Source organism: Ureibacillus sp. FSL K6-8385, from assembly GCF_038593155.1.
GTDB classification, from domain to species: Bacteria; Bacillota; Bacilli; order Bacillales_A; family Planococcaceae; genus Ureibacillus; species Ureibacillus terrenus.
On sequence record NZ_CP151968.1, the window covers coordinates 2,677,120 to 2,703,354 of the forward strand.

General features: G+C 42.4%; 24 protein-coding genes and 2 other annotated features. All 24 genes read right to left on the bottom strand.

All coding sequences use genetic code 11. The features are described 5' to 3' along the window. Positions 1–58 precede the first annotated feature (58 nt). The gene (rpsG, locus tag NST62_RS13365) at positions 59–529 is read right to left on the bottom strand and encodes a 30S ribosomal protein S7 (RefSeq protein WP_141601992.1); all 471 of its coding nucleotides are present in this window, start codon (positions 527–529) and stop codon (positions 59–61) included. Between the two features lie 43 nt (positions 530–572). Then, a complete protein-coding gene (gene rpsL / locus NST62_RS13370; protein WP_141601993.1) occupies positions 573–992 on the bottom strand; it encodes a 30S ribosomal protein S12 in 420 nt (139 codons plus the stop codon). 95 nt (positions 993–1,087) lie between these two features. After that, positions 1,088–1,339, bottom strand: coding sequence for a 50S ribosomal protein L7ae-like protein (locus NST62_RS13375; RefSeq protein ID WP_141601994.1), 252 nt, complete (start codon positions 1,337–1,339; stop codon positions 1,088–1,090). 245 nt (positions 1,340–1,584) lie between these two features. Next, on the bottom strand, positions 1,585–5,274 hold the full coding sequence (gene rpoC, locus NST62_RS13380; RefSeq protein ID WP_141601995.1) for a DNA-directed RNA polymerase subunit beta': 3,690 nt from the start codon (positions 5,272–5,274) through the stop codon (positions 1,585–1,587). Between the two features lie 94 nt (positions 5,275–5,368). Further along, positions 5,369–8,929 carry a DNA-directed RNA polymerase subunit beta gene (gene rpoB / locus NST62_RS13385; RefSeq protein WP_181733217.1) on the bottom strand — a complete coding sequence of 1,187 codons (3,561 nt, stop codon included), beginning with the start codon at positions 8,927–8,929 and terminating at the stop codon, positions 5,369–5,371. A gap of 251 nt (positions 8,930–9,180) precedes the next feature. Further along, positions 9,181–9,780 (bottom strand): class I SAM-dependent methyltransferase, encoded by a 600-nt coding sequence (locus tag NST62_RS13390; protein WP_141601997.1) that lies wholly within the window; start codon positions 9,778–9,780, stop codon positions 9,181–9,183. Positions 9,781–9,869: 89 nt separating this feature from the next. Then, positions 9,870–10,235, bottom strand: a complete 366-nt coding sequence (gene rplL, locus NST62_RS13395) for a 50S ribosomal protein L7/L12 (RefSeq protein WP_141601998.1) — start codon at positions 10,233–10,235, stop codon at positions 9,870–9,872. Between the two features lie 72 nt (positions 10,236–10,307). Then, positions 10,308–10,808, bottom strand: coding sequence for a 50S ribosomal protein L10 (gene rplJ, locus NST62_RS13400; protein WP_141601999.1), 501 nt, complete (start codon positions 10,806–10,808; stop codon positions 10,308–10,310). Between the two features lie 31 nt (positions 10,809–10,839). After that, positions 10,840–10,976, bottom strand: a sequence feature (ribosomal protein L10 leader region). 73 nt (positions 10,977–11,049) lie between these two features. Next, positions 11,050–11,748 (bottom strand): 50S ribosomal protein L1, encoded by a 699-nt coding sequence (gene rplA / locus NST62_RS13405; RefSeq protein WP_141602000.1) that lies wholly within the window; start codon positions 11,746–11,748, stop codon positions 11,050–11,052. 121 nt (positions 11,749–11,869) lie between these two features. Further along, on the bottom strand, positions 11,870–12,295 hold the full coding sequence (rplK, locus tag NST62_RS13410) for a 50S ribosomal protein L11 (protein ID WP_141602001.1): 426 nt from the start codon (positions 12,293–12,295) through the stop codon (positions 11,870–11,872). Positions 12,296–12,528: 233 nt separating this feature from the next. Beyond that, positions 12,529–13,065 carry a transcription termination/antitermination protein NusG gene (gene nusG / locus NST62_RS13415; RefSeq protein ID WP_141602002.1) on the bottom strand — a complete coding sequence of 179 codons (537 nt, stop codon included), beginning with the start codon at positions 13,063–13,065 and terminating at the stop codon, positions 12,529–12,531. 141 nt (positions 13,066–13,206) lie between these two features. Next, positions 13,207–13,392, bottom strand: a complete 186-nt coding sequence (gene secE, locus NST62_RS13420; RefSeq protein ID WP_141602003.1) for a preprotein translocase subunit SecE — start codon at positions 13,390–13,392, stop codon at positions 13,207–13,209. A gap of 45 nt (positions 13,393–13,437) precedes the next feature. Further along, positions 13,438–13,569, bottom strand: coding sequence for a 50S ribosomal protein L33 (rpmG, locus tag NST62_RS13425; RefSeq protein ID WP_141602101.1), 132 nt, complete (start codon positions 13,567–13,569; stop codon positions 13,438–13,440). Between the two features lie 93 nt (positions 13,570–13,662). Continuing rightward, positions 13,663–14,310 (bottom strand): RNA polymerase sporulation sigma factor SigH, encoded by a 648-nt coding sequence (gene sigH, locus NST62_RS13430; RefSeq protein ID WP_141602004.1) that lies wholly within the window; start codon positions 14,308–14,310, stop codon positions 13,663–13,665. Positions 14,311–14,380: 70 nt separating this feature from the next. Continuing rightward, positions 14,381–14,893 carry an NYN domain-containing protein gene (locus NST62_RS13435; protein ID WP_141602005.1) on the bottom strand — a complete coding sequence of 171 codons (513 nt, stop codon included), beginning with the start codon at positions 14,891–14,893 and terminating at the stop codon, positions 14,381–14,383. A gap of 2 nt (positions 14,894–14,895) precedes the next feature. Next, complete coding sequence (gene rlmB, locus NST62_RS13440) at positions 14,896–15,645, bottom strand: 23S rRNA (guanosine(2251)-2'-O)-methyltransferase RlmB (RefSeq protein WP_141602006.1); 750 nt, start codon at positions 15,643–15,645, stop codon at positions 14,896–14,898. Then, positions 15,642–16,055, bottom strand: a complete 414-nt coding sequence (locus tag NST62_RS13445) for a Mini-ribonuclease 3 (protein WP_141602007.1) — start codon at positions 16,053–16,055, stop codon at positions 15,642–15,644. The genes rlmB and NST62_RS13445 overlap by 4 nt, the downstream gene beginning before the upstream one ends. Position 16,056: 1 nt before the next feature. Then, entirely contained in the window at positions 16,057–17,460 is a 1,404-nt protein-coding gene (gene cysS / locus NST62_RS13450) for a cysteine--tRNA ligase (RefSeq protein ID WP_141602008.1), read from the bottom strand. A gap of 147 nt (positions 17,461–17,607) precedes the next feature. Then, positions 17,608–17,825: a binding site (T-box leader), on the bottom strand. 13 nt (positions 17,826–17,838) lie between these two features. Beyond that, on the bottom strand, positions 17,839–19,302 hold the full coding sequence (gltX, locus tag NST62_RS13455) for a glutamate--tRNA ligase (protein WP_141602009.1): 1,464 nt from the start codon (positions 19,300–19,302) through the stop codon (positions 17,839–17,841). A gap of 176 nt (positions 19,303–19,478) precedes the next feature. Continuing rightward, entirely contained in the window at positions 19,479–19,964 is a 486-nt protein-coding gene (gene ispF / locus NST62_RS13460) for a 2-C-methyl-D-erythritol 2,4-cyclodiphosphate synthase (RefSeq protein WP_328215850.1), read from the bottom strand. 166 nt (positions 19,965–20,130) lie between these two features. Further along, positions 20,131–20,850: a 2-C-methyl-D-erythritol 4-phosphate cytidylyltransferase gene (ispD, locus tag NST62_RS13465; RefSeq protein WP_141602011.1), complete on the bottom strand. Its 720-nt coding sequence runs from the start codon at positions 20,848–20,850 to the stop codon at positions 20,131–20,133. A 30-nt stretch (positions 20,851–20,880) separates the two neighbouring features. Beyond that, entirely contained in the window at positions 20,881–21,975 is a 1,095-nt protein-coding gene (locus tag NST62_RS13470) for a PIN/TRAM domain-containing protein (RefSeq protein WP_141602012.1), read from the bottom strand. Positions 21,976–22,175: 200 nt separating this feature from the next. After that, positions 22,176–23,549: a DNA repair protein RadA gene (radA, locus tag NST62_RS13475; protein WP_141602013.1), complete on the bottom strand. Its 1,374-nt coding sequence runs from the start codon at positions 23,547–23,549 to the stop codon at positions 22,176–22,178. 246 nt (positions 23,550–23,795) lie between these two features. After that, positions 23,796–26,234, bottom strand: coding sequence for an ATP-dependent Clp protease ATP-binding subunit (locus NST62_RS13480; protein WP_141602014.1), 2,439 nt, complete (start codon positions 26,232–26,234; stop codon positions 23,796–23,798). Between the last annotated feature and the right edge of the window lies 1 nt (position 26,235).

Here is a 26,235-nt window from a genome sequence, read left to right on the forward strand (position 1 = left end):
GACTAAAGAAAGTTTTGTTTAAATTTTGTACTAGCACGGAGCTAGTACAAAATTTAAATTACCAGCGATAGTGCGCAAATGCTTTGTTCGCTTCTGCCATTTTGTGCATATCTTCGCGTTTTTTCACTGCAGCACCTGTATTGTTTGCAGCATCCAAGATTTCATTCGCCAAACGCTCTTCCATTGTTTTTTCACCGCGAAGACGCGCATAATTCACTAGATAACGAAGACCCAAAGTGATTCGGCGGTCAGGGCGAACTTCAACCGGTACTTGATAGTTGGAACCACCAACACGGCGAGCGCGTACCTCAAGAACAGGCATTACATTATTCAGTGCTTCTTCGAACACTTCAAGAGGATCTCTACCTGTACGTTCTCTTACGATATCAAAAGCTCTGTAAAGAATTTTTTGAGCTTTACCTTTTTTACCATCTACCATGATTTTATTGATTAAACGTGTCACTAATTTTGAATTGTAAATTGGATCAGGCAACACGTCGCGTTTTGGAACAGGACCTTTACGTGGCATATTTTTTCCTCCTTTCAATAGATGATCATTTATCTATCTGAAATTATTTGCTTTCTTTAGGTTTTTTCGTTCCGTATAAAGAACGTGACTGCTTACGATCAGTTACACCTGCAGTATCAAGAGCACCACGAATGATATGATAACGTACCCCTGGCAAGTCTTTTACACGTCCACCGCGGATTAGTACAACGCTGTGTTCTTGTAGGTTGTGACCTTCACCAGGAATATAAGCTGTAACCTCGATTTGGTTTGTTAAACGAACACGGGCGTATTTACGCAACGCTGAGTTCGGTTTTTTCGGAGTCATTGTACCAACACGTGTACATACTCCGCGTTTTTGTGGTGAATAAACGTTTGTAAGAGTCTTTTTGAAGCTGTTGTAGCCTTTGTTTAACGCAGGTGATTTTGATTTAGTCACTTTAGATTTACGAGGTTTGCGTACTAATTGGTTAATTGTAGGCATTTTTTTTCCTCCCTTCATGCATTCTTTTAATACCACACATCCAGGTGGTTCATTTTTTGGTTAAAAACAAAGCTTTTGTGTTTTCTTCACAAAAACTAATCCACAGCAATCGCAACAACTGCAGCTCCTACTTGGATGCCGCACGCTTTGCCAAGATCTTTTCTCGATTCCACAAAACTGATTGGAATTCCTTTTTCCTGCGCAAGAGCAATGACGGGTTGAGTGATTCTTTCTTCTGCATCCTGCGCCACGACAATTTCTTTCACTTGGCCAGCTTTGATTGCTTTTACTGCTTGCTTTGTCCCTACAAATGTTTTGGTCGCCTGTTTAACTTTTTCATAAGACATGTACATATCCTCCGAAGTTTAAACAGTTGCTATCAACCCTAAGTATATTATCATTATCATCCCAATCTGTCAATTTATTTTTTTTGGTTTTATAAAAACAGAGGATCTGTACTTGGATTTTTTAATCAAGATAATCCAGTGGAATTGATTGCCCCGGATTTAACCGGGACAAACAAACTCTATTCCACTGGACAACACAAATTGGCTTACCCATTTCAGCAATCGTTTCATTCCAAAAATTCAGGTCACTCGACGGATGTCACTTCTTCTTGAGTTCCAACAGGGTCTTCTTTGATTTTGATTTGACGGTATCTTTGCATGCCTGTACCTGCAGGAACAAGTTTGCCCAGAATTACGTTTTCTTTGAGTCCGAGCAATGGATCCCGTTTACCTTTGATAGCGGCATCCGTTAACACGCGAGTCGTTTCCTGGAATGATGCCGCGGATAAGAAGGATTCTGTTTCCAAGGATGCTTTCGTAATACCAAGAATTACTGGACGGCATGTTGCAGGCATTTTGCCGTTCATGATGGCTTCTCTGTTGGCATCTGTAAATTGGTGAACGTCAAGGAGCGTACCTGGGAGCAAGTCCGTGTCTCCCGCTTCGATGACGCGGACTTTTCGAAGCATTTGGCGAACCATAACTTCGATGTGTTTGTCCCCGATTTCTACCCCTTGCATGCGGTATACCTTTTGTACTTCTTTCAACAGATATTCCTGTACTGTTGCCACGTCTTTGACTTTCAATAATTGTTTTGGATCAATTGAACCGTCTGTCAATACTTGGCCCGGTTCCACTTCGTCGCCCACAGCAACTTTTAACCGTGCATTGTATGGAGCTTGGTATTTACGCGCTTCAATTTCGCCGACAATCGTAATTTCTCTCAAGCCATCCCGGCTTTCTTCAATTTCCGTAACAACACCTTTAATTTCGGAAATGAGCGCTTGACCTTTTGGATTTCGCGCTTCAAAAATTTCTTGGATACGTGGAAGACCTTGAGTGATGTCGTTTCCTGCAACCCCACCAGTATGGAATGTACGCATCGTTAATTGGGTACCAGGCTCACCGATGGATTGGGCAGCGATAATTCCGACCGCTTCTCCCACTTCAACCTCTTCGCCGGTTGCCAAGTTGATACCGTAACATTTCTTACATACGCCATGTCTTGTATTGCAAGTAAACGCGGAACGGATTGTCACTTTTTCGATACCTGCTTCAACGATTTTCCGCGCGATATCTTGGGTAATCAGGCTATCACGTCTTACAAGCACTTCTCCCGTTTCCGGATGGCGGACTGTTTTCATTGCATAGCGTCCAACAATGCGTTCTTCCAACGTTTCAATTACTTCAGTTCCATCCATCAACGCACCGATTGTAAATCCTCGGTCTGTACCGCAATCTTCTTCGCGGATGATCACGTCTTGGGCAACGTCTACAAGACGGCGTGTCAAATAACCTGAGTCCGCCGTTTTCAACGCTGTATCCGCAAGACCTTTACGCGCTCCGTGTGTCGAAATGAAGTATTCCAATACGCTTAAACCTTCGCGGAACGAAGATTTGATTGGGAGCTCGATAATCCGTCCTGCCGGGTTGGCCATCAGACCGCGCATTCCGGCAAGCTGTGTAAAGTTGGATGCGTTACCGCGGGCACCGGAGTCACTCATCATGTAGATTGGGTTCAACTTAGGCAAGTAGTCCATCAATTTTGCTTGAATTTCATCTTTTGCTTCGGACCAGCTTGAAATGACACGATCATATCTTTCCTCTTCCGTAATTAAACCGCGACGGAATTGTTGCATTACTTTATCGACTTTTTTCTGAGCTTTATCCAAAATTTCCCATTTATCAGGCAACACGACAATGTCCGAAATACTTACGGTAATACCCGCACGTGTTGAATATTTAAATCCTAAGTCTTTCATGCGGTCAAGCATTTTGGATGTTTCCGTGATATGGAAACGTTTGAACACTTCCGCAATAATGCTTCCCAAGAATTTTTTGCGGAACGGTGTAATCAGTTCTTGATCCGCAATGTATTTTTTCAATACCGCTTTCCGTTGATATTCAATTTTTTCCTTTTCGGAAAGCTGGTTATATTCTTCGGAAGCTTCCAGCTCTTTCAGCGTTTCGTCATCGATCGTTAAGTTGACGAAATATTTGTCCGGTGTCGCCACTTCCAAGTTATAGGAAGTTGGTTCGTTAATATATGGGAATGAGTCTGGCAACATTTCGTTGAAGATAAGTTTACCTACTGTTGTAATTAAGAATTTTTTATTTTGCTCTTCTGTAAATGTTTTGTTTTTCAAGGAGCTTGCTTTTACAGCAATTCGGCTGTGCAAGTGCACATGACCATTTTGATACGCAATCAGCACTTCATCCGGGCTGGAGAATACGGAACCTTCTCCACGGGCGCCTTTACGCTCAAGTGTTAAATAATAGTTTCCTAAAACCATGTCTTGGGATGGTGTTACAACAGGTTTACCATCTTTAGGGTTCAAAATGTTTTGTGCCGCAAGCATGAGCAGTCTGGCTTCTGCTTGAGCTTCCGCTGATAATGGCACGTGAACGGCCATTTGGTCGCCGTCAAAGTCCGCGTTATAGGCTGTACATACAAGTGGATGCAAGCGAATCGCGCGGCCTTCGACCAATGTAGGCTCGAATGCTTGAATACCCAAACGGTGAAGTGTTGGGGCGCGGTTAAGAAGTACCGGATGTTCCTTGATCACATCTTCCAGTACATCCCAAACTTCGCTATGCATGCGCTCAATTTTGCGTTTTGCACTTTTAATGTTGTGGGCCAAGCCTCTTTCCACCAATTCTTTCATAACGAATGGCTTAAACAATTCAATCGCCATTTCTTTTGGCAGACCGCATTGATACATTTTCAACGTTGGCCCTACAACGATTACGGAACGGCCGGAATAATCCACGCGTTTACCAAGCAAGTTTTGACGGAAACGCCCTTGTTTCCCTTTTAACATGTGGGAGAGAGATTTTAATGGACGGTTGCCTGGACCTGTTACTGGACGACCTCTGCGTCCGTTATCGATTAAAGCATCTACCGCCTCCTGCAACATACGTTTCTCGTTTTGGACGATGATGCTAGGAGCGCCTAAATCTAAAAGTCTTTTTAGACGATTGTTACGGTTGATTACTCGACGATATAAATCGTTTAAATCCGAAGTAGCAAATCGTCCGCCGTCAAGTTGCACCATTGGCCGTAGTTCCGGAGGAATGACCGGAAGCACTTCCAGTACCATCCATTCAGGTCTGTTGCCGGAACTGCGGAATGATTCAATTACTTCAAGGCGCTTAATTGCGCGGGTACGGCGCTGGCCTTGGGCTGTTTTCAATTCCTCTTTTAATTTATTTGCTTCCTCTTCCAAGTCGATTTGTTCAAGGAGTTTCTTAATAGCTTCAGCGCCCATTCCGGCTTCAAAGCTATTTCCAAACTTTTCGCGATATGCGCGGTATTCCTTTTCAGACAATAGTTGTTTCTTTTCCAAAGTTGTAGGACCTGGATCAATTACTACATAAGATGCAAAATAAATGACTTCTTCCAACGCCCTTGGAGACATATCCAGAATCAGACCCATACGGCTTGGAATGCCTTTGAAGTACCAAATGTGTGAAACAGGGGCCGCAAGTTCAATATGTCCCATGCGTTCACGGCGGACTTTTGCCCGAGTTACTTCCACTCCGCATCGGTCACATACAACGCCTTTATAGCGCACACGTTTATATTTTCCGCAGTGACATTCCCAGTCTTTTGTCGGACCGAAAATTCGTTCACAGAATAGGCCGTCTTTCTCAGGTTTTAATGTCCGATAGTTGATTGTCTCAGGCTTCTTTACTTCTCCATAGGACCAAGAACGGATTTTATCCGGTGAAGCTAAACCAATTTTCATAAATTCAAATTCATTTACGTCAACCAAGGAGCCTACCTCCCTTAAATAAGTCCTTTTGGCAATCCATTTTGTTATAACCAGAAACTTTTAATAGGGCAGGACAAAATCCTGCCCGCGTCCGTTATTTTTTCGTTTCAACCGGTTTCTCTTCTTTATTTGCCGGCAAGATGTTGAGAGCATCGGCTGGCTGAAGATCATCCTCTTCATCCATATCCCTTAATTCAATTTCTTCTTCGTCAACAGTGAGCATTTTTACATCCAATCCCAGTGACTGAAGCTCTTTAATCAATACTTTAAAACTTTCTGGCACGCCAGGCTCTGGAACATTTTCGCCTTTCACGATCGCTTCATATGTTTTTACGCGGCCGACAACGTCATCGGATTTGATTGTTAATAGCTCTTGGAGTGTATAAGCCGCACCATATGCCTCCAGCGCCCATACCTCCATCTCACCGAAACGCTGACCGCCGAATTGCGCTTTACCGCCCAATGGCTGTTGAGTTACAAGTGAGTATGGGCCAGTTGAACGCGCATGTAGCTTATCATCAACCATATGCGCCAATTTGATCATATACATGATTCCGACGGAGATTCGGTTATCAAATGGTTCTCCGGTACGGCCATCATAAAGAACCGCTTTACCGTCTCTTGGCAAGCCTGCTTCTTCCATTGTGTTCCAAACATCTTCTTCGTTTGCTCCATCAAATACCGGTGTTGCCATATATACGCCCAATTTGTGGGCAGCCATACCCAAATGAAGCTCCAACACTTGTCCAATGTTCATACGGGATGGTACGCCTAATGGGTTTAACATGATATCGATCGGAGTTCCATCCGGTAAAAACGGCATATCTTCCACCGGCAAAATGCGGGAAATAACCCCTTTGTTACCATGGCGACCGGCCATTTTATCTCCGACGCGGATTTTACGTTTTTGAACAATATAAACTCGCACCAGTTGGTTTACACCCGGCGGCAATTCATCCCCGTCTTCCCGGTTAAACACTTTTACATCCAGAACAATACCGCCTGCTCCGTGCGGCACCCGCAAGGATGTATCACGGACTTCACGCGCTTTCTCACCGAAGATCGCATGGAGCAACCGCTCTTCGGCAGTGAGCTCTGTAACTCCTTTTGGCGTTACCTTACCAACTAGAATATCGCCATCGCGCACTTCCGCACCGATGCGGACAATACCCCGTTCATCAAGATTGCGAAGGGCATCCTCGCCTACGTTCGGGATATCGCGGGTGATTTCCTCCGGACCGAGTTTAGTATCGCGCGCTTCAGACTCATATTCTTCAATATGAATGGACGTATACACATCATCTCTTACGAGGCGTTCGCTCATGATGATCGCGTCTTCGTAGTTGAAACCTTCCCAAGTCATGAATGCGACAAGAACATTGCGTCCCAATGCCAGTTCACCTTTATCCATGGAAGGTCCGTCAGCAAGAATGTCTTTCGGTTTTACGCGATCCCCGACTTTCACGATTGGAATCTGGTTAATGCATGTTCCGTGGTTGGAACGTTGGAATTTTTGAAGTTTGTATACATCCAGTTCTCCTTTCACTTCTTTTCCATCTTTCATTTCAATACGGCGAACACGGATTTCACGCGCTTCAACATGCTCCACGATTCCCTCATGTTTGCAGACAACCGCCGCCCCAGAGTCGCGGGCGCTGACATATTCCATACCAGTTCCGACATATGGCGCCTCAGGCTTAATTAACGGCACTGCTTGGCGCTGCATGTTCGCACCCATCAATGCACGGTTTGAGTCGTCGTTTTCCAGGAACGGAATACATGCCGTTGCAGCAGATACTACTTGTTTAGGCGATACATCCATGTAGTCAACCAATTCTCTTTTGAAAACGGTGTTGATTCCGCGGAATCGTCCTAAAACTTCTTCTTTTGCGAATGTTCCGTCCGGATTTAACGGCGAGTTTGCCTGGGCAACAATGTAATTGTCTTCTTCATCGGCAGTTAAGTAATCGATTTGGTCTGTCACCCGGCCAGTTTCAGGGTCAACCCGGCGATATGGCGTTTCAATAAAACCAAATTTATTTACTTTTGCGTAAGTGGACAATGAGTTGATAAGTCCGATGTTTGGACCCTCCGGCGTTTCAATCGGACACATGCGGCCGTAGTGTGAATAGTGAACGTCCCGCACTTCCATGCCTGCGCGTTCCCTTGTCAAACCGCCAGGTCCCAATGCAGATAGACGGCGTTTATGCGTCAATTCCGCCAATGGGTTTGTTTGGTCCATGAATTGCGATAATTGCGAGCTTCCAAAGAACTCTTTAATCGCTGCAATCACCGGACGAATATTAATTAATTGTTGCGGTACGATGGAAGCAGTGTCGTTGATGGACATGCGTTCGCGTACAACCCGTTCCATGCGGGAAAGCCCGATTCGGAATTGGTTTTGCAGCAACTCACCGACAGAACGCAGACGGCGATTTCCTAAATGGTCGATGTCATCCACATTTCCTACGCCATACAGCAAATTGAAGAAATAGGATAATGTCGCGATAATGTCAGCTGGCGTCAAGTGTTTAACATCTTCATCGACATTGGCGTTGGAAATGACATTGATGATTTTTTCTTCTTCATCATTAGGAGCATATATTTTAACGGATTGGATTGTAATATCTCCATCCAATACCCCGCCTACTTGGGATAATGTACGGAATCCGACGCCTTTCTCCAAGTATGGGAGAATTTTATCCAATGTACGGCGGTCGAGAATTGTACCTTTTTCAACAATGATTTCTCCAGTTTCAGGATCTGCCAATGTCTCGGCAATTTTTTGATTGAACAATCGGTTTTTGATATGAAGTTTTTTATTCATTTTATAGCGCCCAACAGCTGCCAAGTCATATCGTTTCGCATCAAAGAAACGGGAATATAGCAGGTTTTTGGCGCTTTCAACTGTTGGCGGTTCGCCTGGTCGCAAGCGTTCGTAAATTTCGATCAATGCTTTCTCAGTACTGTCTGTATTGTCTTTTTCAAGGGTATTCCGCAAATATTCGTTGTCACCGATAATATCGATAATTTCCTGGTCGGATCCGAATCCTAGCGCTCTTAACAGCACAGTGGCCGGCAATTTGCGGGTACGGTCGATGCGTACGTATACGACATCTTTCGCATCCGTTTCAAACTCGAGCCATGCACCGCGATTCGGGATAACCGTAGCGCCAAACCCTTTTTTACCGTTTTTATCAGTTTTATCGTGATAATATACGCTTGGTGAACGTACCAATTGGGATACAATAACACGTTCAGCACCGTTTATAATAAACGTACCTGTTTCCGTCATTAACGGGAAATCTCCCATGAATACATCTTGTTCTTTCACTTCATCAGTTTCCTTGTTATGAAGACGTACCTTTACGCGCAAAGGTGCAGCATAAGTTACATCTCGTTCCTTGCATTCATCGACGTCATACTTTGGTTCTCCCAATGAAAAATCGACAAATTCAAGGGAAAGATTTCCTGTAAAATCCTCGATAGGGGAAATTTCTTTAAATAACTCAAGAAGCCCTTCTTTAAGGAACCAGTTGTAAGAGGATAATTGGATTTCAATTAAATTCGGAAGCTCCAACACCTCTTTAATGCGCGCAAAGCTTCTGCGCTGGCGGTAACCGTACTGAACTAGTTGACCAGTCAACTTATTCACCCCTCAATAAAGCGATAATAGGTCTTTGCAAAATCAAATAAATAGTGTATGATTTTCCAAAGACGAAAAGACAAAAAGAAAACGAGACTTTTCTAAAACCTCATTTTCGATTAAACTTAAATTATCCATGGCAAGTATACCCACATCAAAATGAATGCATACAAAAGGACATACTCCCAAAAAATAATATTTTTGCATTTTATTATGTTATCATAGCCAATTTGTCAAGTCAATAATTTATGGAAATACGATTATTTTACGGCTTTAATGATCCAATACCCTTTTTTCCTCTCCATTATTTCCGCAAACCGAAACTTCTCTTCCAAATACTTTAATGTAGATGGCGCTCCTTGCTTTTTCTGAATCACAACCCACAGTTCCCCTCCGTCGCTCAGATAATGAAACGCTCCGTCGTATATTTTAAAAACCGTTTCTTTCCCGGCCCGGATTGGAGGGTTAGTTAAAACAGCGGCCACATTAACCCCTTCATCAACATATACCCCGTCACTTTCAAAAATTCGTACATTTTGGATTCCGTTCAGCTCCGCATTTTTTCTTGCCAATTGAACCGCCCGTTCATTGATATCCATCATGACAACGGTACGGTCAGGGTATTCTTTCGCAACGGCTAATCCAATAGGGCCGTATCCGCATCCGACATCCAAAACTACCCCTTCAATATCAGGCATTTGAAACGTTTCGATTAACAAACGGGATCCAAAATCTACTTCGCTTTTACTGAATACGCCAGAATCGGTCTCAAATAAAAAAGAGTGTCCTAAAAGCGTACATCGCCACTGCCGGGGTCTGCTTTCCGTCTGGGGTTTCCTGGAATAATAGTGTTCAGTCATTTTAAGCGCCTCCCTCATAAAATGAAGAAAAGCTCGCCAAAAACGACGAGCTTTTATTATTTTAGTATAGATAATCCTTAAGTAAATTATTACTTAAGTTCTACAGAAGCACCAACTTCTTCAAGTTTAGCTTTGATTTCTTCAGCTTCTTCTTTGGATACGCCTTCTTTAAGTGGTTTTGGAGCGTTGTCAACTAATTCTTTTGCTTCTTTTAAGCCAAGGCCAGTGATTTCGCGTACAACTTTGATAACTTTGATTTTTTGGTCGCCAGCGCTTGCTAATACTACATCAAATTCAGTTTTTTCTTCAGCAGCAGCACCAGCAGCAGCGCCACCTACTACAGCCACTGGAGCAGCAGCTGTTACACCGAATTCTTCTTCGATCGCTTTTACTAATTCATTTAATTCAAGAACTGTCATTTCTTTAATAGCTTCAATAATTTGTTCTTTAGTCATTCTTTTCTCCTCCTATTAATTAGTATTTTTAGGCAATCCGCCTGGATTCAATATAAAAGGCTAAGCGAAAAATTACGCACCTTGTTCTTCTTTTTGTTCTGCAACTGCTTTTGCAGCAAGAGCAAAGTTGCGAATTGGAGCTTGAAGCACTGAAAGTAGCATTGAAAGTAGACCTTCGCGGGATGGAAGATCTGCAAGAGCTTTCACTTCTTCAACTGTTGCGATATTTCCTTCAATTACACCAGCTTTGATTTCAAGCGCTTCGTTTTCTTTTGCGAAATTGTTAATGATTTTAGCCGGCGCTACAACATCTTCGTTGGAGAAAGCAATTGCATTTGGACCAGTTAAAAATTCGTTTAGTCCTTCCAAACCAACTTCTTCAACAGCACGGCGTGTTAAAGTGTTTTTGTACACTTTAAATTCAACGCCCGCTTCCCGAAGCTGTTTGCGCAGTTCAGTCACTTGAGCTACATTCAAACCGCGGTAATCCACAAGCACAACGGATGCAGCGTTTTTGAATTTTTCCGCAATTTCCTGCACTTGCGCTTTTTTTGCTTCGATTGCTTTTGACATTTTGACACCTCCTATAGAATGGGTCATTCATACCGCTAAAAGAAAAGCCTCCGTGTAGACACACGAAGGCATAAAACGTCATCATCAAAGAATCGATTTATGACCTCGGTAGGGAAAGTTTAAGTGCAAAAGCACCCCTACTGTCTACGGTACAAATGAATCACAATATTCACTTTAGAACATCATCCATGATAATCATGGACAGGATAATTGTCAATAGTTTTATCCTTTTTTCAATTTATTAGTTAACTACTACGCTGGAAGAATCGACTTTAATAGATGGACCCATAGTAGTAGTGACGTACACAGATTTCATATAAGTACCTTTAGCTGCTGCAGGTTTTGCTTTTTGGATCGCTTCAAATACAGCTTTAAAGTTTTCCACCAATTTATCAGTTTCAAAAGAAACTTTACCAATAGGAGCATGAACAATACCAGCTTTGTCAGCGCGGTATTCCACTTTACCTGCTTTGATTTCTTGCACTGCTTTGGCAACATCAAAAGTTACTGTTCCTGTTTTAGGGTTTGGCATTAATCCTTTTGGACCTAAAATACGTCCAAGTTTACCAACTTCGCCCATCATATCAGGTGTCGCAACGATTACATCAAATCCGAACCAGCCTTGCTGGATTTTTTCGATGTAATCTGTATCTCCTACATAATCAGCTCCAGCAGCTTCAGCTTCTTTCGCTTTTTCACCTTTCGCAAACACTAATACACGTTGAGTTTTACCTGTACCATGCGGAAGAACAACTGCTCCGCGGATTTGTTGGTCGTTTTTTCGTGTATCGATGTTTAAGCGGAAAGCCACTTCCACAGTTGCATCGAATTTAACATTGCTAGTTTTTTGAGCCAATGCAACCGCTTCTTCTACCGGATATAATTTTGTACGATCAACTAATTTTAAAAGTTCTTGCATTCTTTTGCTACGTTTCGCCATTATTTTATCCTCCTTTGTGGTTTTAGCGGAATTTACCTCCCACGAATAAAGGTTGCGGGTTCTACAGAACTTGCGCAACCTCTAAAACTCAACACGAGTTACTTGGGATTCGTCAACGGAATTAGTCAACAATCTCAATGCCCATGCTTCGTGCTGTACCTTCAACCATTCTCATAGCCGCTTCGACAGATGCAGCGTTTAAGTCAGGCATTTTAAGTTCTGCGATTTCGCGAACTTTATCACGTTTAACCGTTGCTACTTTTTTGCGGTTTGGCTCGCCAGAACCTGATTCGATACCTGCCGCTTTTTTAAGTAGAACTGCTGCAGGTGGAGTTTTTGTGATAAAAGTGAAAGAACGGTCTTCAAAAACTGTAATTTCAACAGGTATAATTAAACCTGCTTGGTCAGCAGTACGTGCGTTAAATTCTTTACAGAATCCCATGATGTTTACACCAGCTTGACCTAATGCAGGACCAACCGGTGGCGCCGGATTCGCTTTACCAGCAGGGATTTGAAGTTTAACGACTTTAATTACTTTTTTAGCCACGAGACACACCTCCTTAAGTCCGTGATGTGGTATTTGGGTTGCCCCTCCCACTCGAATATACATTTATCAGCAACGCCGATAAAAACATCTTTAACTCCATTCTCAGACTAAAAAACTAGTCTGACCTATGAAATGATACCATTTTTCATATTCTTAGGCAAGTAAAAATGATATAAATGGGCAAATTATTTATCATTTAAGCTATTTTCAAGCACACGATCTTAACTTTCCGCTTATACCCGTTGCACTTGTTCAAAATCAAGTTCCATTTTTGTCTCCCGTCCAAACATGTCCACAGAAACCTTTACTTTTCCTTTATCCACATCAATTTCTTCTACATTTCCTTTGAAATTTTTGAATGGGCCATCTAATACTTCCACTAAATCGCCGACCGATATATCCAGCTCGCCAATTGCTTTTTTGTGCAATCCCATTGAGCGGAGCAAACGATCCACTTCTTCGGGCAATAAAGGCGTCGGTTTTGCGCCTCCACCAGAAGATCCGATAAAACCTGTCACTCCAGGAGTGTTGCGGACAACATACCAGGAATCATCGGTTAAAATCATTTCAACTAACACATACCCCGGGAACACTTTACGTTTAACCGTCCGTTTTTTCCCATCTTTTAAATCTGTTTCTTCATGTTCAGGAATCACTACCCGGAAAATCAGGTCTTGCATTCCCATTGTTTCAACACGTTTCTCAAGGTTCGCTTTCACACGATTTTCATAACCTGAATAAGTATGAATGACATACCATTGTTTTTCCATAATGTTCGCTGGACTCTTCGTCCTTCCCTCCTTTAAAATGGCATAACCGCTGACACTATGTTATTTACATTATTATACAATAATAAATGAAAAAAACCCGCGAATGACGAACGGGCTATTTCAAAAAATATTACTGTTCGGTTATAAATCTAAGTACCAACGGATTGCTTCCGAAATCCCCAAATCCACCAACACAAAAAAGAGCGCGAAAAAAATCACGGTAGTAATGACAACGATTGTGTATTTTGTAAGCTCTTTGCTTTTTGGCCAACTCGTTTTTCGCATTTCGGACATGACTTCATGCAAAAATTGTTTGATTTTGCCCATCCTCGCTTAACCTCCGAAAAAATCTTTCTATGTCTTCTATTTCCATCAGCGTGTTTGTTTATGCAATGTATGCCGATTGCACCGCGGACAGTATTTTTTTAGCTCTAATCTGGTCGCAGCATCTTTCTCCGGATAAGTGTAATTTCTGGAACCGCACTCCGCGCAGCATAAAATCATTTTCTTAGCCACAAAGAAAACCTCTATTCTGGCATTTTATCTTTTAAAGACTAACACCAAAAAAACACACTGTCAATATTTACGAGCAGAGATTCAAATAATTTCCCCATTTTCCAAATGGCGTTCCAATTTCCGCTTTACCCTTTGCAATGCATTATCAATCGACTTTACATGACGGTTCAATTCTTCGGAAATTTCATTATATGATTGTCCATCCAAATACAATGTCAACACCTGCTGTTCAAGTTCGCTCAAGATTTCACTGATTTTTTCTTCAAAATGGGAGTATTCTTCGCGGTTTATCATCAGCCGTTCAGGATTTTCCGATTCCGAACTTGTAATGACATCCATCAACGTCCGATCCGACTCTTCGTCATATATCGGTTTGTCAAGAGAAACATAGGAATTGAGGGGAATGTGTTTTTGACGGGTCGCTGTCTTGATAGCCGTAATGATTTGACGCGTAATGCATAATTCTGCAAAAGCTTTGAAAGATGTAAGCTTGTCCCCCTTAAAATCCCTTACGGCTTTATATAAGCCGATCATCCCCTCTTGGATAATATCTTCCTTATCCGCTCCAATTAAAAAATAAGAGCGGGCTTTCGCCTTTACGAATACCCGGTATTTATTAATCAAATAATCCAATGCTTCCGTATTCCCCTGATGCACCAATTCAACAAGCTGTTCATCCGTTAGCTTCTCAAAAGGTTGTGCTGCTTTAGATTGCTCTGTTTTTAGCAACGGCCTCACCCCAGACGTTTAAATCGTATTAGGAACAGTATAAATGAGTTGGAAAAAATCGGTCAATGCGTTATTTTAAACCTCTCCTCCATTTTTCAAAGGCCAACTCTACTTCTTTCGATAATGGGATTCTAGATTTCGGTTTCTCTTTCTGCGACTTTTCTATTTTTTTTGATATATTCGATTGAATAATCTCCATTTCTATTTCCAATTCCCGGGCTGACTTCCTCAGGGCTCCATTTCCAAAAATGACGCTTTGTTCAGCCATGTCAGAAGTAGCTACATAAATCTGAACTTTTCTCCCCTGCAATTCACTTGATAACTTTTCGATTCGTTCGTCGGCTGTTTCATTTTTTCTTGTAAAAATCACTTCGACCGAATTTTGGACATATGACCGTTCCGCTCCGGAAACATGATAAGCATCAAATACAACAATGACACGGTACCCCATTGCGGCTTGGTATTCCGCCATCAATTCAATCAAGCGGTTTCTGGCTTCCTCCAAATTTGTATCCTTCAATGCCCGCAATTCTTTCCACGCACCGATCATATTGTATCCATCGACGATTAAAATGTTTTCCATCGCTAATCATTCTCTTCTTGCCTTTTTCGGTACACTTCATACATCAACAATGCCGCAGCCACTGAAGCATTCAAAGAATTGACATGGCCGACCATCGGCAAATAATAAAGGAAATCGCATTTTTCTTTTAGCAAACGGCTCATCCCTTTCCCTTCACTTCCTATAATGATGGCCAGGGGTAGGGCAGCATCCATTTTGCGATAGTCGATGCTGCCTTTTGCGTCTGTTCCGGCAATCCATAGACCTCTTTCCTTTAACTCATCCACTGTTTGGGCCAAGTTATTCACCCTGCATACTGGAACATGCTCAATTGCCCCGGTAGAAGCTTTTGCCACCGTTGCTGTAAGGCCAACTGAACGTCTTTTTGGTATTATTATACCATGAACGCCTATTGCATCGGCAGTTCTTAAAATCGATCCAAGATTATGAGGGTCTTCCAATTCGTCCAATATGACGAAAAACGGGTCTTCGTTTCTTTCTTTCGCCACTTCAAATAAATCATCAAGCTCCGCATATTTGTAAGCAGCTACGGATGCGACAATTCCTTGATGATTCGCATCGGTCAGTTGATCGATTTTTTTCTTTGGAACATACTGCACTAACACTCCACGTTTCCGCGCCAAATCAAGCACTTCTTTAATGCCGGATTTATTCACGCCTTCGCCGATCCAAATTTTATTGATTTCCCTTCCCGAACGAAGGGCTTCCAATACCGGGTTCCTTCCTGCAATCAATTCTCCGCTCCCGCTCATTTTACCGCTCCTTTCGCCTCTTCAACGATTTGAATCGCGTAATCAATGATGTGATTGACACGTTCATATTGCTTTGCTAAATAAAGCCCCCCGAGAACCGCCTCAAAGCCGGAACTGTTGCGGTAGGTTTGAATGTCTGTATTTTTTGGGACCGTGCCGGACTTTGCATTGCGGCCCCTTCTGAAAATCGCCAGCTCCTCATCTGTCAAAAAATGTTCTTCAATCATGCGATGGACAATCATGGACTGGGCTTTGGCCGAAACATATTTTGTTGCTTCTTGGTGCAGCGTGTTTGGTTTCGTACGCCCTCCCAATATCAAATGTTCCCTGATGCGCACGTCCAACACTGCATCTCCCATATAGGCTAAAGCAAGCGGATTTAATTGTTTGACATCTACTGTTTGGGTCATATTATGAACCTCTTCTCCAACGTGTCCCTTGGCGTGTGTCTTCCAAAATAATATTCATTTTTAATAGCTGATCCCGGATTTCGTCAGCCCGTTTAAAATCACGATTCTTTCTCGCAATATTCCGTTCCTCAATCAATTTCTCAATTTCTTCATCCAAAATTTCCTGTTCGCCGGCCATCTTGATTCCCAATACATCGCTAAGTTCATCAAATGTTTGAATAAACGTTTTCAGCACTTTTTCGTCGGTATTGGCTTTGTTTACGTACGTATTTGCCAGGCGGGCAAGTTCAAACAAAACGGAAATGGCGTTGGCCGTATTGAAATCGTCATCCATTTCCTTTTCAAATTCCTTTTTCAAACCGTCGATTTTTTCTAAATAACTTTCACTTTCTTCCCCGAGATTTGTTGCGGAATTTAAGCGATGTTGAAGATTCGCGTAAGCGATTCGCAACCGTTCCAGCCCATTGCGGGCCGCTTCGATCAATTCTTCCGAGAAATTAATCGGATTGCGATAATGGACAGATAACATGAAAAATCTTAATACTTGCGGATCCACTTTTTTAATAATGTCATGCACCAAAATGAAATTCCCCAAAGATTTTGACATTTTTTCATTATCTACATTAATATACCCATTATGCATCCAATAACGGGCAAAAGGCTTTCCGGTATAGCTTTCTGATTGGGCAATCTCGTTTTCATGGTGAGGGAATGTCAAATCTTGCCCTCCCGCATGAATGTCAATCGTATCTCCCAAGTGGGCACGGGCCATGACGGAGCATTCAATGTGCCATCCGGGACGGCCTTCTCCCCAAGGGCTGGACCAGTGGATTTCCCCCGGTTTTGCGGCTTTCCATAGGGCAAAGTCTAACGGATCTTCTTTCTTTTCTCCCGGTTCAATGCGGGCACCTACTTTCAAATCGTCGATGGATTGATGACTCAGTTTCCCGTACCCCTCGAATTTGCGCGTGCGGAAATAGACATCCCCTTCCGATTCATAAGCATATCCTTTATCAATTAATACTTTTATAAATTCAATGATATCATTCATATGTTCCGTTACCCGCGGATGAACATCCGCCTTTTTGCATCCGAGAGCCGTAATATCTTCAAAATAAGCTTTAATAAAGCGCTCCGTCAGTTCGGAAACTTCTTCCCCCAATTCATTTGCCGCCTTAATGATTTTGTCGTCCACATCCGTAAAGTTGGATACGTATTTCACATCATACCCTTTATATTCCAAATATCTTCTCACTGTATCATATACGATTGCCGGACGGGCATTTCCGATGTGAATATAGTTATAAACCGTCGGCCCGCATACATACATCTTTACTTTCCCTTCTTCAAGAGGAACAAAAGGCTCTTTCTTTCTTGTCAAAGTGTTGTAAATCTGAATTGTCATGCTATTCTCTCCCTTCCATTCTTCAAAAAATGTCTTCCGTGCAAATTTTCCGTCTTACTACTAAATTACCACCTTTTCCGTCACGAAGGCCAACAAAAGCAGGGCCTATTCAATCTTCAATAAAAAACGCCTCTATCATATCACTATGACAGAGACGCTTGCATGCGCGGTTCCACTCTGATTGAAAGCATAACGCTTTCCGCTCTTTTGTCTTTTAACGGCGACCAGCCGGCTTGCCTACTCCTATTTTCGGCGAAGCGCTCAAAGGTGCATTTCCGCAAAATAGAGGTTTAGGTCACTTTCAGCCAATGGTGACCCTCTCTGGAAAACATATTTTACGTACTTCTCCTTCTCAACGCTTTTTCCAATATTCCGTTATTATTTGTTTAAGAAATTTTCCAAGCGGCCCAACACTTTTTCTTTACCTAACAGCTCGATCGTATTCGCCAAATCCGGGCCATGGGTTTGGCCGGTCGTTACGACGCGAATCGGCATAAACAAGTTTTTCCCTTTATATCCTGTTTCTTTTTGGACGGCTTTCATAGCCGCTTTAATGGAGGCAGCATTGAAAGATTCCAATGATTCAAGCTGTTGCTTGAATGAAGAAATCACTTCTTTAATGTGTTCCCATGCCAATACTTCCTGCGCTTCTTCATCATATTCCACTTCATCTTTAAAGAATAGGCCGGATAGTTCCACGATTTCAGCGCCATAGCTCATTTGGTTGTGGTACAATCCAATCAATTTGCGCGCCCATTCTTTTTGTTCTTCATTCAACTCTTCAGGCAGCAAACCCGCTTTTTGCAGATGAGGCAATGAAAGATCCACCAATTCGTCCAAAGACATTTTTTTAATATATTGGTTGTTCATCCATGTTAGTTTATTCCGGTCAAACATGGACGGTGATTTCGATAAACGTTTTTCATCGAAAATTTTAATTAATTCTTCTTTCGTAAAGATTTCTTCCTCTCCTTCCGGGGACCATCCGAGAAGGGCAAAGAAGTTGAACATTGCTTCCGGCAGATAGCCGAGCTCTCTGTATTGCGAAATAAATTGGATAATGGATTCATCCCGTTTTGACAGTTTTTTATGTTGTTCGTTTACAATGATTGTCAAATGGCCGAACTGTGGATATTCCCAGCCGAATGCATCGTAGATCATCAATTGTTTCGGCGTGTTGGATAAATGTTCTTCACCCCGGAGCACATGAGTGATATCCATGTAATGGTCATCCAACACCACGGCAAAGTTATAAGTTGGAATGCCGTTTGCCTTCATAATCACCCAGTCGCCAATATCTTTTGATTCAAAAACAATTTCTCCGCGCACAATATCATTAAATTTGTAAGTAACATTTTCAGGCACTTTAAAACGAATCGTATAAGGAATTCCTTGCGCTTCTTTTTCCGCAATCTCTTCTTTCGTCAAATGGCGGCATTTCCCTTCATATGTTGGCGCAGCAATACCTCTCGCTCTTTGGGCTTCCCTTGAAGCTTCCAGTTCTTCTGGTGTACAGAAGCATTTATAAGCCAAACCTCGTTCCAATAGCTCTTCTGCATGTTTTTTATAAATATCCAATCTTTCTGTTTGACGATATGGTCCATAAGGGCCGCCAATATCGACAGATTCATCCGGAATAATTCCCAACCAGCGCAGATTATCCAGCTGAGATTCTTCGCCGCCTTCTACATTCCGCTCCGTATCCGTATCCTCAATGCGAAGGATAAATTTACCGTTGTAATGTTTTGCAAATAAATAGTTGAATAGCGCTGTGCGTGCACCACCGATATGCAAATGACCGGTAGGACTCGGTGCATACCGAACACGAACTTCTTTTGCCATGATAATTTCCTCCTAAATTAAGCAATTCAAACCTTCATTATTGTTAAACCATTGCCGAAATTTATGAAATTCCAATTGGCGTCCTCAACTTTTGTACATTTTACCACTCTCAAGTGCTGTTGAAAAGTTGATGTAAGTGGAGAAATATGACTTTTCACGAAAGTTTTACATCAGGACTAAATGTTGTTGTTTTTTATTAACAAAATGGTTGCAAGCGCTGCTATACCTTCTTCCCGTCCAACAAAACCCAGCTTTTCCGTGGTCGTCGCTTTGACATTCACTTGGGACGGATCCGCATGCAAAAGCTGTGCAATGCGATTTTTCATTTTTTCGATGTAAGGGGCCATCTTGGGTTTTTGCGCCAAAATCGTGCAATCGACGTTTCCAAGAACATAGCCTTTATTTTCTACTATTTTCCAAATATATTCCAATAGTTTTGATGAATCCGCATCTTTATACGCCGGATCCGTATCCGGAAAATGGCGGCCTATATCTCCTTCGCCTATTGCTCCAAGTGCTGCGTCTGTGATTGCATGCAATAACACATCCGCGTCAGAGTGTCCTAAAAGACCTTTTGTATAAGGAATTTCTATTCCTCCGATGATAAGGGGCCTGCCTTCTTGAAATGCATGAACATCGAATCCTTGTCCAACCCGAAACATGTTTTAGCTGCATATTGAAAGACGATTCGTCTTAATGCAGCATTCACCATCCTTTTCTATAAAATCAAATCCAAATGACAATTCATATATTAACATATTTCCCAATCTTGTGGATTGTAAGCCTTTTTTATGCAATCCTTTTATGTATTTATGCAGATAAAAAACCTCACGAATCCATCAGATTTGTGAGGTTGCTTTCATTGTTCAACTGGCGATGTTTGATGATGGCCTCTCCAAATATCAAATCTTCTTTTGTTGTAATTTTTATATTTTCATAACTGCTTTCGACAATGTGAATCTCGTGGCCAAGGCGTTCCACAAGCATCGCTTCGTCCGTTCCTAAAAATCCTGTTCTTTCGGCATCTTCCTCCGCCTGGCGCAGCAGCTCAAAACGGAAGGCTTGAGGCGTTTGTATGGACCATAAATCATCTCTGTTCACCGTTTCAACAATAATGCCGTTCTTCACTTTTTTCATTGTATCTTTCGCGCGAACACCGGCAACTGCCGCCCCTTTTTCGTATGCCGTTTTCACTAAACGCCGGATTACCGAATGGGTGATAAATGGTCTTGCGGCATCGTGGACGAGAACGATTTCCGCATCTTCCATCACTTTTAGGCATGCATGAACAGAATGTTGCCGTTCCTTTCCTCCATTCGGTAAACCTTTAACCTTTGTAATGATATATTCATTTAATAAACTTTGAATATACTCTCTTTCTTCCTGTTTGACTGCCAAAAAAATTCCTGTGCAATGAGGGTCCCTTTCAAAAACTTCAAGGGTATGAATGAGAATCGGTTTATTTGCTAAAGTTAAAAATAATTTATTTTTACCTGCCCCCATCCGTTTTCCGCTGCCGGCAGCAGGCAACGCTACTACATAATCCACATGCTCAACTCCTACATTTATTGCGATATCTTAAGCTACTTTTTCATCTTTAGGCTTTGCAAAGATCATACGGCCTGCGGATGTCTGCAGTACGCTTGTCACAGTCACCGTAATGGATTGGCCGATATAATTGCGCCCGCCTTCAACAACAATCATCGTTCCATCATCTAAATATGCTACACCTTGATCCTGCTCTTTTCCATCTTTAATGACGACAACTTCCATATCCTCGCCCGGAATGACGATCGGTTTCACCGCATTGGCCAGTTCATTAATATTTAATACCGGCACATGGTGAAGTTCGCAAACTTTATTTAGATTAAAATCGTTTGTTATAATTTTTGCTCCCATTTTCTTCGCCAGCCGGACCAATTTCAAATCAACTTCGTGGACGTCATCAAAATCTTCTTCCGAAATCATCACGTTGACGGCCTTTCCGTCCTGCAATTTTTTCAGCATATCCAATCCTCTGCGTCCGCGGGTGCGCTTCAATGTGTCGCTGGAATCAGCGATATGTTGCAGCTCCGTCAAAACGAATTGAGGTACAACCAAAACCCCTTCAATAAAACCTGTATTTGCGATGTCCGCAATCCGGCCATCAATAATTACGCTTGTATCCAATAACTTATAAAGCGTTTTTTCCTGGGAAACAGCTATGTTATTTTCTCCCGCTTTCTTTTTCGTGCCGACTCCTGATTTACTGAATATTTGTATCAGTTCTTCCCGCTTTTTAAATCCCACTCTAAATCCCAGATATCCAAGAATGATCGATAGAATGATCGGAACAAATTCAGTAATAATCGGTATATTAATTCTTTCGATGGCAAATCCGATAAAATATGCTACAATTAATCCGACAATCAATCCCAGAGTTCCAAAAAACAAATCTGCTGCAGGCAATTTGAAAAGTACTTCTTCCATCCAGTTGATAAATTTGACACAATAATCGGATAATGAAAAGGATAAAAGAAATAACAGCAATGCTCCCAAAGCTACAGATGTATACGGATTATTGATCCAAGGATTCGATGATAAATTAATAATTTCGTATAATGGCGGTAAAAAGACAAAGCCCAATGCTCCACCAATAAAGAGAAATGCAATTTGAATAATCCTTTTTAACATCCCGACACCTCCTTTTTTTTTGTGATATATTATCTTACTAATAATTATACAATGTTCATGGTTCCTTTGCGATTTGTAGGGACCGTCCATTGCATAATTTGGACTTTTTTACCTTTTTGTTCTTGGCCATCCATGTTTTCTTCTTTATTTTTTCCTTTTCCAATGAAAAAATGCCCATTCATATCATATTTTGGTACATTTCATTCATTTCCAAAACAGGCCTTCAATGCTTCGTTGATGGTATGGACCCCCACCACTTGAATATCTTTGGGATAGTCCCACCCACCAAGATTGGAAGCAGGAATGAATACCCGTTTGAATCCCAGTTTCGCAGCTTCATAAACTCTTTGCTCAATGCGCGATACCCTTCGGACTTCTCCGGTAAGGCCCACTTCCCCTATAAACACGTCTGTTACATTGACCGGCTGATTTTTGTAACTGGATACAATGGATACCAGAACCGCCAAGTCTATTGCCGGTTCATCGAGTTTTACCCCGCCGGCCACCTTCACATAGGCATCCTGCGCCTGCAACAGCATGCCCATTCTTTTCTCCAAAACCGCCATCAACAGCTGAACTCTGTTTTGGTCCACACCCGTTGCCATTCGCTTCGGATAATTAAAACTTGTCGGTGTCACCAATGATTGAATCTCAACCAGTATCGGACGGGTTCCCTCCATGGAAGCGACAACCGTCGAACCGGCTGCCCCGTGGGAACGTTCTTCTAAAAACAGCTCAGAAGGATTTAGCACTTCTTTTAAACCCGAATGAATCATTTCAAATATGGCGATTTCGTTAGTGGATCCGAAGCGGTTTTTATGGCTTCTTAATATCCGGTACGTATGATGTCTCTCGCCTTCAAAGTAAAGGACTGTATCCACCATATGTTCCAAAATCCTAGGGCCTGCAATTTGCCCTTCTTTCGTGACATGTCCGACAAGAAAAGTCGCAATCCCTTTTGTTTTTGCAATTCTCATTAATTCAGAAGTGCATTCTCTTACTTGGGATACGCTGCCCGGAGCGCTTTCTACGCTTGGATGGTACACGGTCTGTATGGAATCGACGACAATCAGCTTTGGTTGGACTTCTTCAATACTGTGACGAATAAGTTCCAAATCCGTTTCCGGATAAATATAAAGTTCCTTTGACTGTACGCCCAGCCTTGTCGCCCTTAAACCCGTCTGCTTCAATGATTCTTCCCCGGATATGTACAGCACCCGGTATCCCTGATTTGATAAATCTGCCGAAAGCTGCATAAGGAGAGTGGATTTTCCGATTCCCGGATCTCCGCCAATCAACACTAAAGAACCTGGGACGATTCCGCCTCCAAGTACGCGATTCAATTCCGTCATATTCGTTTCGATGCGTTGCTCTTCCCGGGAATCGATATTGATGATAGGCACAGCCTTTTGACTGATTGTTTCCGAATGTTGAAACACCCCACGGCCCCTTGAAATGACTTCGATTTCTTCCGCAAAGGTGTTCCATCCGCCGCATCCCGGACATCTCCCCAGCCATTTTGGAGATTCGTACCCACAGCTTTGACAGCAAAACTTTGTTTTCTTTTTCGCCATTAGATCCTCCTGCAAAATCTATTTTTCTTCATCTATTTAAAAATATCATTTTTCAACTATGTTGGTTGACACCCGCATGACTGATAGGACAACATGGATCAATATTTTTGATCAAAAGCACCGGCATTTGCGGTTAATTCTTGCATTAAGAACAGATAGCATACAAGCTCATTAAATAAATTCCGGATAATATTAAAATAAAGCTGTACCGCAGTCTTGCCAAGACTTGCGGACAGCTCTCCAAAATTATGCACTTTCAATCGTATCTTTTTGTCTTACAACAAATTCGCCGTCAACATAGTCAAAGACGACTTTGCTGTTTTTAGAAATCGTGCCTTTCAATAATTCTTCGGACAATCGGTCCTCTACATTTTTCTGTAAAGCTCTTCGGATAGGACGCGCTCCATATTGCGGATCGTATCCTTCTTCCGCAATTTTCTCCAACGCTGCGTCTGTCAATTCCAATTCGATATCTTGTTCTTTCAAGCGTTTGATCAAAGATTTTGCCATTAGCAACACAATTTGTTTTAATTCTTCTTTTTCCAATGGTTTGAACACTATGATTTCATCGATCCGGTTTAGGAACTCTGGACGGAATGCTTTTTTCAATTCTTCCAGCATTGTGGATTTCATGTCTTTATATGATTTGTCTTTTGTTCCTACGCCGAATCCCACGCTTTTTTGATATTTCAATGCTTCTGCACCAACATTGGATGTCATAATGACAACCGTATTGCGGAAATCCACAGTGCGTCCTTTTGAATCTGTCAAACGTCCATCGTCAAGAACTTGCAATAGAATGTTGAACACATCCGGATGGGCTTTTTCAATTTCATCTAAAAGCACGACAGAGTATGGTTTGCGGCGTACTTTTTCCGTGAGTTGCCCGCCTTCTTCAAATCCTACATATCCAGGAGGTGATCCGACTAAGCGGGAAGTTGAATGTTTTTCCATATATTCGGACATATCGATCCGAATCATCGCATCTTCGTCGCCGAACATGACTTCGGCCAAAGCTTTTGCAAGTTCTGTTTTACCGACTCCTGTAGGTCCCAAGAAGATGAATGTTCCGATTGGACGTTTTGGATCCTTGAGTCCTGCACGGGCACGGCGGATTGCTCTGGAAATGGCTTCTACCGCTTCATGTTGGCCGACAACGCGTTTATGCAATTCATCTTCCAAATGAAGCAGTTTTTCGGACTCTTCTTGGGCAATTTTGTTTACCGGAATTCCTGTCCACATCGATACTACTTCCGCAATATCTTCAACTGTGACTTTTGATTCTTCTTTACCTTGTTTTTCTTTCCAGGATTTTTTCAATTGTTCAAGTTCTTCTTTAATTTTTTGTTCAGTATCGCGCAATGCAGCCGCTTTTTCGAATTCCTGGCTTGATACGGCCGCGTTTTTCTCATTGCGCACATGTTCCAATTTATCTTCAAGGGCTTTTAGATTTGGAGGCATTGTAAATGAACGCAAACGCACTTTTGAACCTGCTTCATCAATCAAGTCGATAGCTTTGTCCGGCAAGAAACGGTCTGTAATATACCGGTCTGATAATTTTGCCGCAGCCTCGATCGCTTCATCCGTAATTTTTACACGGTGATGCGCTTCATAGCGATCGCGCAAACCTTTAATGATTTGGATTGTTTCTTCCACTGTCGGTTCGTCTACCATAATAGGCTGGAATCTCCGTTCCAAAGCCGCATCTTTTTCAATATATTTGCGGTATTCATCCAATGTTGTCGCGCCGATGCATTGCAACTCGCCGCGTGCAAGGGCAGGTTTCAAAATGTTTGAAGCGTCGATGGCACCTTCTGCACCGCCGGCACCAATCAATGTATGAAGTTCGTCGATGAACAAAATGATGTTTCCGGCTTGTCGAATTTCATCCATTACTTTTTTCAAACGATCTTCGAATTCGCCACGATATTTTGTACCCGCAACAACTGTTCCCATATCGAGAACCATTACCCGTTTATTGCGCAATGTTTCAGGCACTTCATTATTCACGATTTGTTGGGCAAGTCCTTCTGCAATCGCTGTTTTACCGACACCAGGTTCACCGATTAATACCGGGTTGTTTTTTGTACGGCGTGAAAGCACTTCAATCACACGGGTGATTTCTTTGCTGCGACCAATGACAGGATCCAGTCCTCCTTCACGGGCAATTGCCGTCAAATCCCGGGCCAAGCTGTCAAGTGTCGGTGTGCTTACTGTTTGAGCTGTATTGGATGTTTGTGAAACATCGTTATTGCCTAATAGCAATAGTACCTGCTGGCGCGCTTTATTAAGGCTTACCCCCGCGTTTGCAAGAACTCGTGCTGCAACCCCTTCACCTTCACGAATCAACGCAAGCAATAGGTGTTCTGTGCCAATGTATGCATGACCTAATTTGCGAGATTCATCAACAGCCAATTCAATGACTTTTTTCGCTCTTGGTGTATAGTGAACGATTGGTCCTACTTCTTTTGTTCCTTTTCCTACCAATTCTTCGATGCCGCGTTCAATCATTTCCGGAGTTACATCGATCGCTTCCAAAGCTTTTGCCGCAATGCCTCCGCCTTCCCGAATAAGGCCGAGCAAGATATGTTCTGTTCCGATGGCTTCATGTTTCCAGCGGATCGCTTCTTCTTGTGCCAACTGCAACACTTTTTGTGCCCGTTGAGTAAATCGGTTAAACATCATA

Excerpts from the sequence above, each read along its gene's own strand:
- rpsG (WP_141601992.1), bottom strand. The coding sequence starts at position 529 with ATGCCACGTAAAGGTCCTGTTCCAAAACGCGACGTGTTGCCTGATCCA.
- rpsL (WP_141601993.1), bottom strand. The coding sequence starts at position 992 with ATGCCTACAATTAACCAATTAGTACGCAAACCTCGTAAATCTAAAGTG.
- NST62_RS13375 (WP_141601994.1), bottom strand. The coding sequence starts at position 1,339 with ATGTCTTATGAAAAAGTTAAACAGGCGACCAAAACATTTGTAGGGACA.
- NST62_RS13390 (WP_141601997.1), bottom strand. The coding sequence starts at position 9,780 with ATGACTGAACACTATTATTCCAGGAAACCCCAGACGGAAAGCAGACCC.
- rplL (WP_141601998.1), bottom strand. The coding sequence starts at position 10,235 with ATGACTAAAGAACAAATTATTGAAGCTATTAAAGAAATGACAGTTCTT.
- rplJ (WP_141601999.1), bottom strand. The coding sequence starts at position 10,808 with ATGTCAAAAGCAATCGAAGCAAAAAAAGCGCAAGTGCAGGAAATTGCG.
- rplA (WP_141602000.1), bottom strand. The coding sequence starts at position 11,748 with ATGGCGAAACGTAGCAAAAGAATGCAAGAACTTTTAAAATTAGTTGAT.
- nusG (WP_141602002.1), bottom strand. The coding sequence starts at position 13,065 with ATGGAAAAACAATGGTATGTCATTCATACTTATTCAGGTTATGAAAAT.
- secE (WP_141602003.1), bottom strand. The coding sequence starts at position 13,392 with ATGGGCAAAATCAAACAATTTTTGCATGAAGTCATGTCCGAAATGCGA.
- rpmG (WP_141602101.1), bottom strand. The coding sequence starts at position 13,569 with ATGATTTTATGCTGCGCGGAGTGCGGTTCCAGAAATTACACTTATCCG.
- NST62_RS13435 (WP_141602005.1), bottom strand. The coding sequence starts at position 14,893 with ATGGAAAACATTTTAATCGTCGATGGATACAATATGATCGGTGCGTGG.
- rlmB (WP_141602006.1), bottom strand. The coding sequence starts at position 15,645 with ATGAGCGGGAGCGGAGAATTGATTGCAGGAAGGAACCCGGTATTGGAA.
- NST62_RS13445 (WP_141602007.1), bottom strand. The coding sequence starts at position 16,055 with ATGACCCAAACAGTAGATGTCAAACAATTAAATCCGCTTGCTTTAGCC.
- cysS (WP_141602008.1), bottom strand. The coding sequence starts at position 17,460 with ATGACAATTCAGATTTACAACACTTTGACAAGAAAGAAAGAGCCTTTT.
- gltX (WP_141602009.1), bottom strand. The coding sequence starts at position 19,302 with ATGGCAAAAGAAGTTCGTGTTCGGTATGCACCGAGTCCTACCGGTCAT.
- ispF (WP_328215850.1), bottom strand. The coding sequence starts at position 19,964 with ATGTTTCGGGTTGGACAAGGATTCGATGTTCATGCATTTCAAGAAGGC.
- NST62_RS13470 (WP_141602012.1), bottom strand. The coding sequence starts at position 21,975 with ATGTTAAAAAGGATTATTCAAATTGCATTTCTCTTTATTGGTGGAGCA.
- radA (WP_141602013.1), bottom strand. The coding sequence starts at position 23,549 with ATGGCGAAAAAGAAAACAAAGTTTTGCTGTCAAAGCTGTGGGTACGAA.
- NST62_RS13480 (WP_141602014.1), bottom strand. The coding sequence starts at position 26,234 with ATGATGTTTAACCGATTTACTCAACGGGCACAAAAAGTGTTGCAGTTG.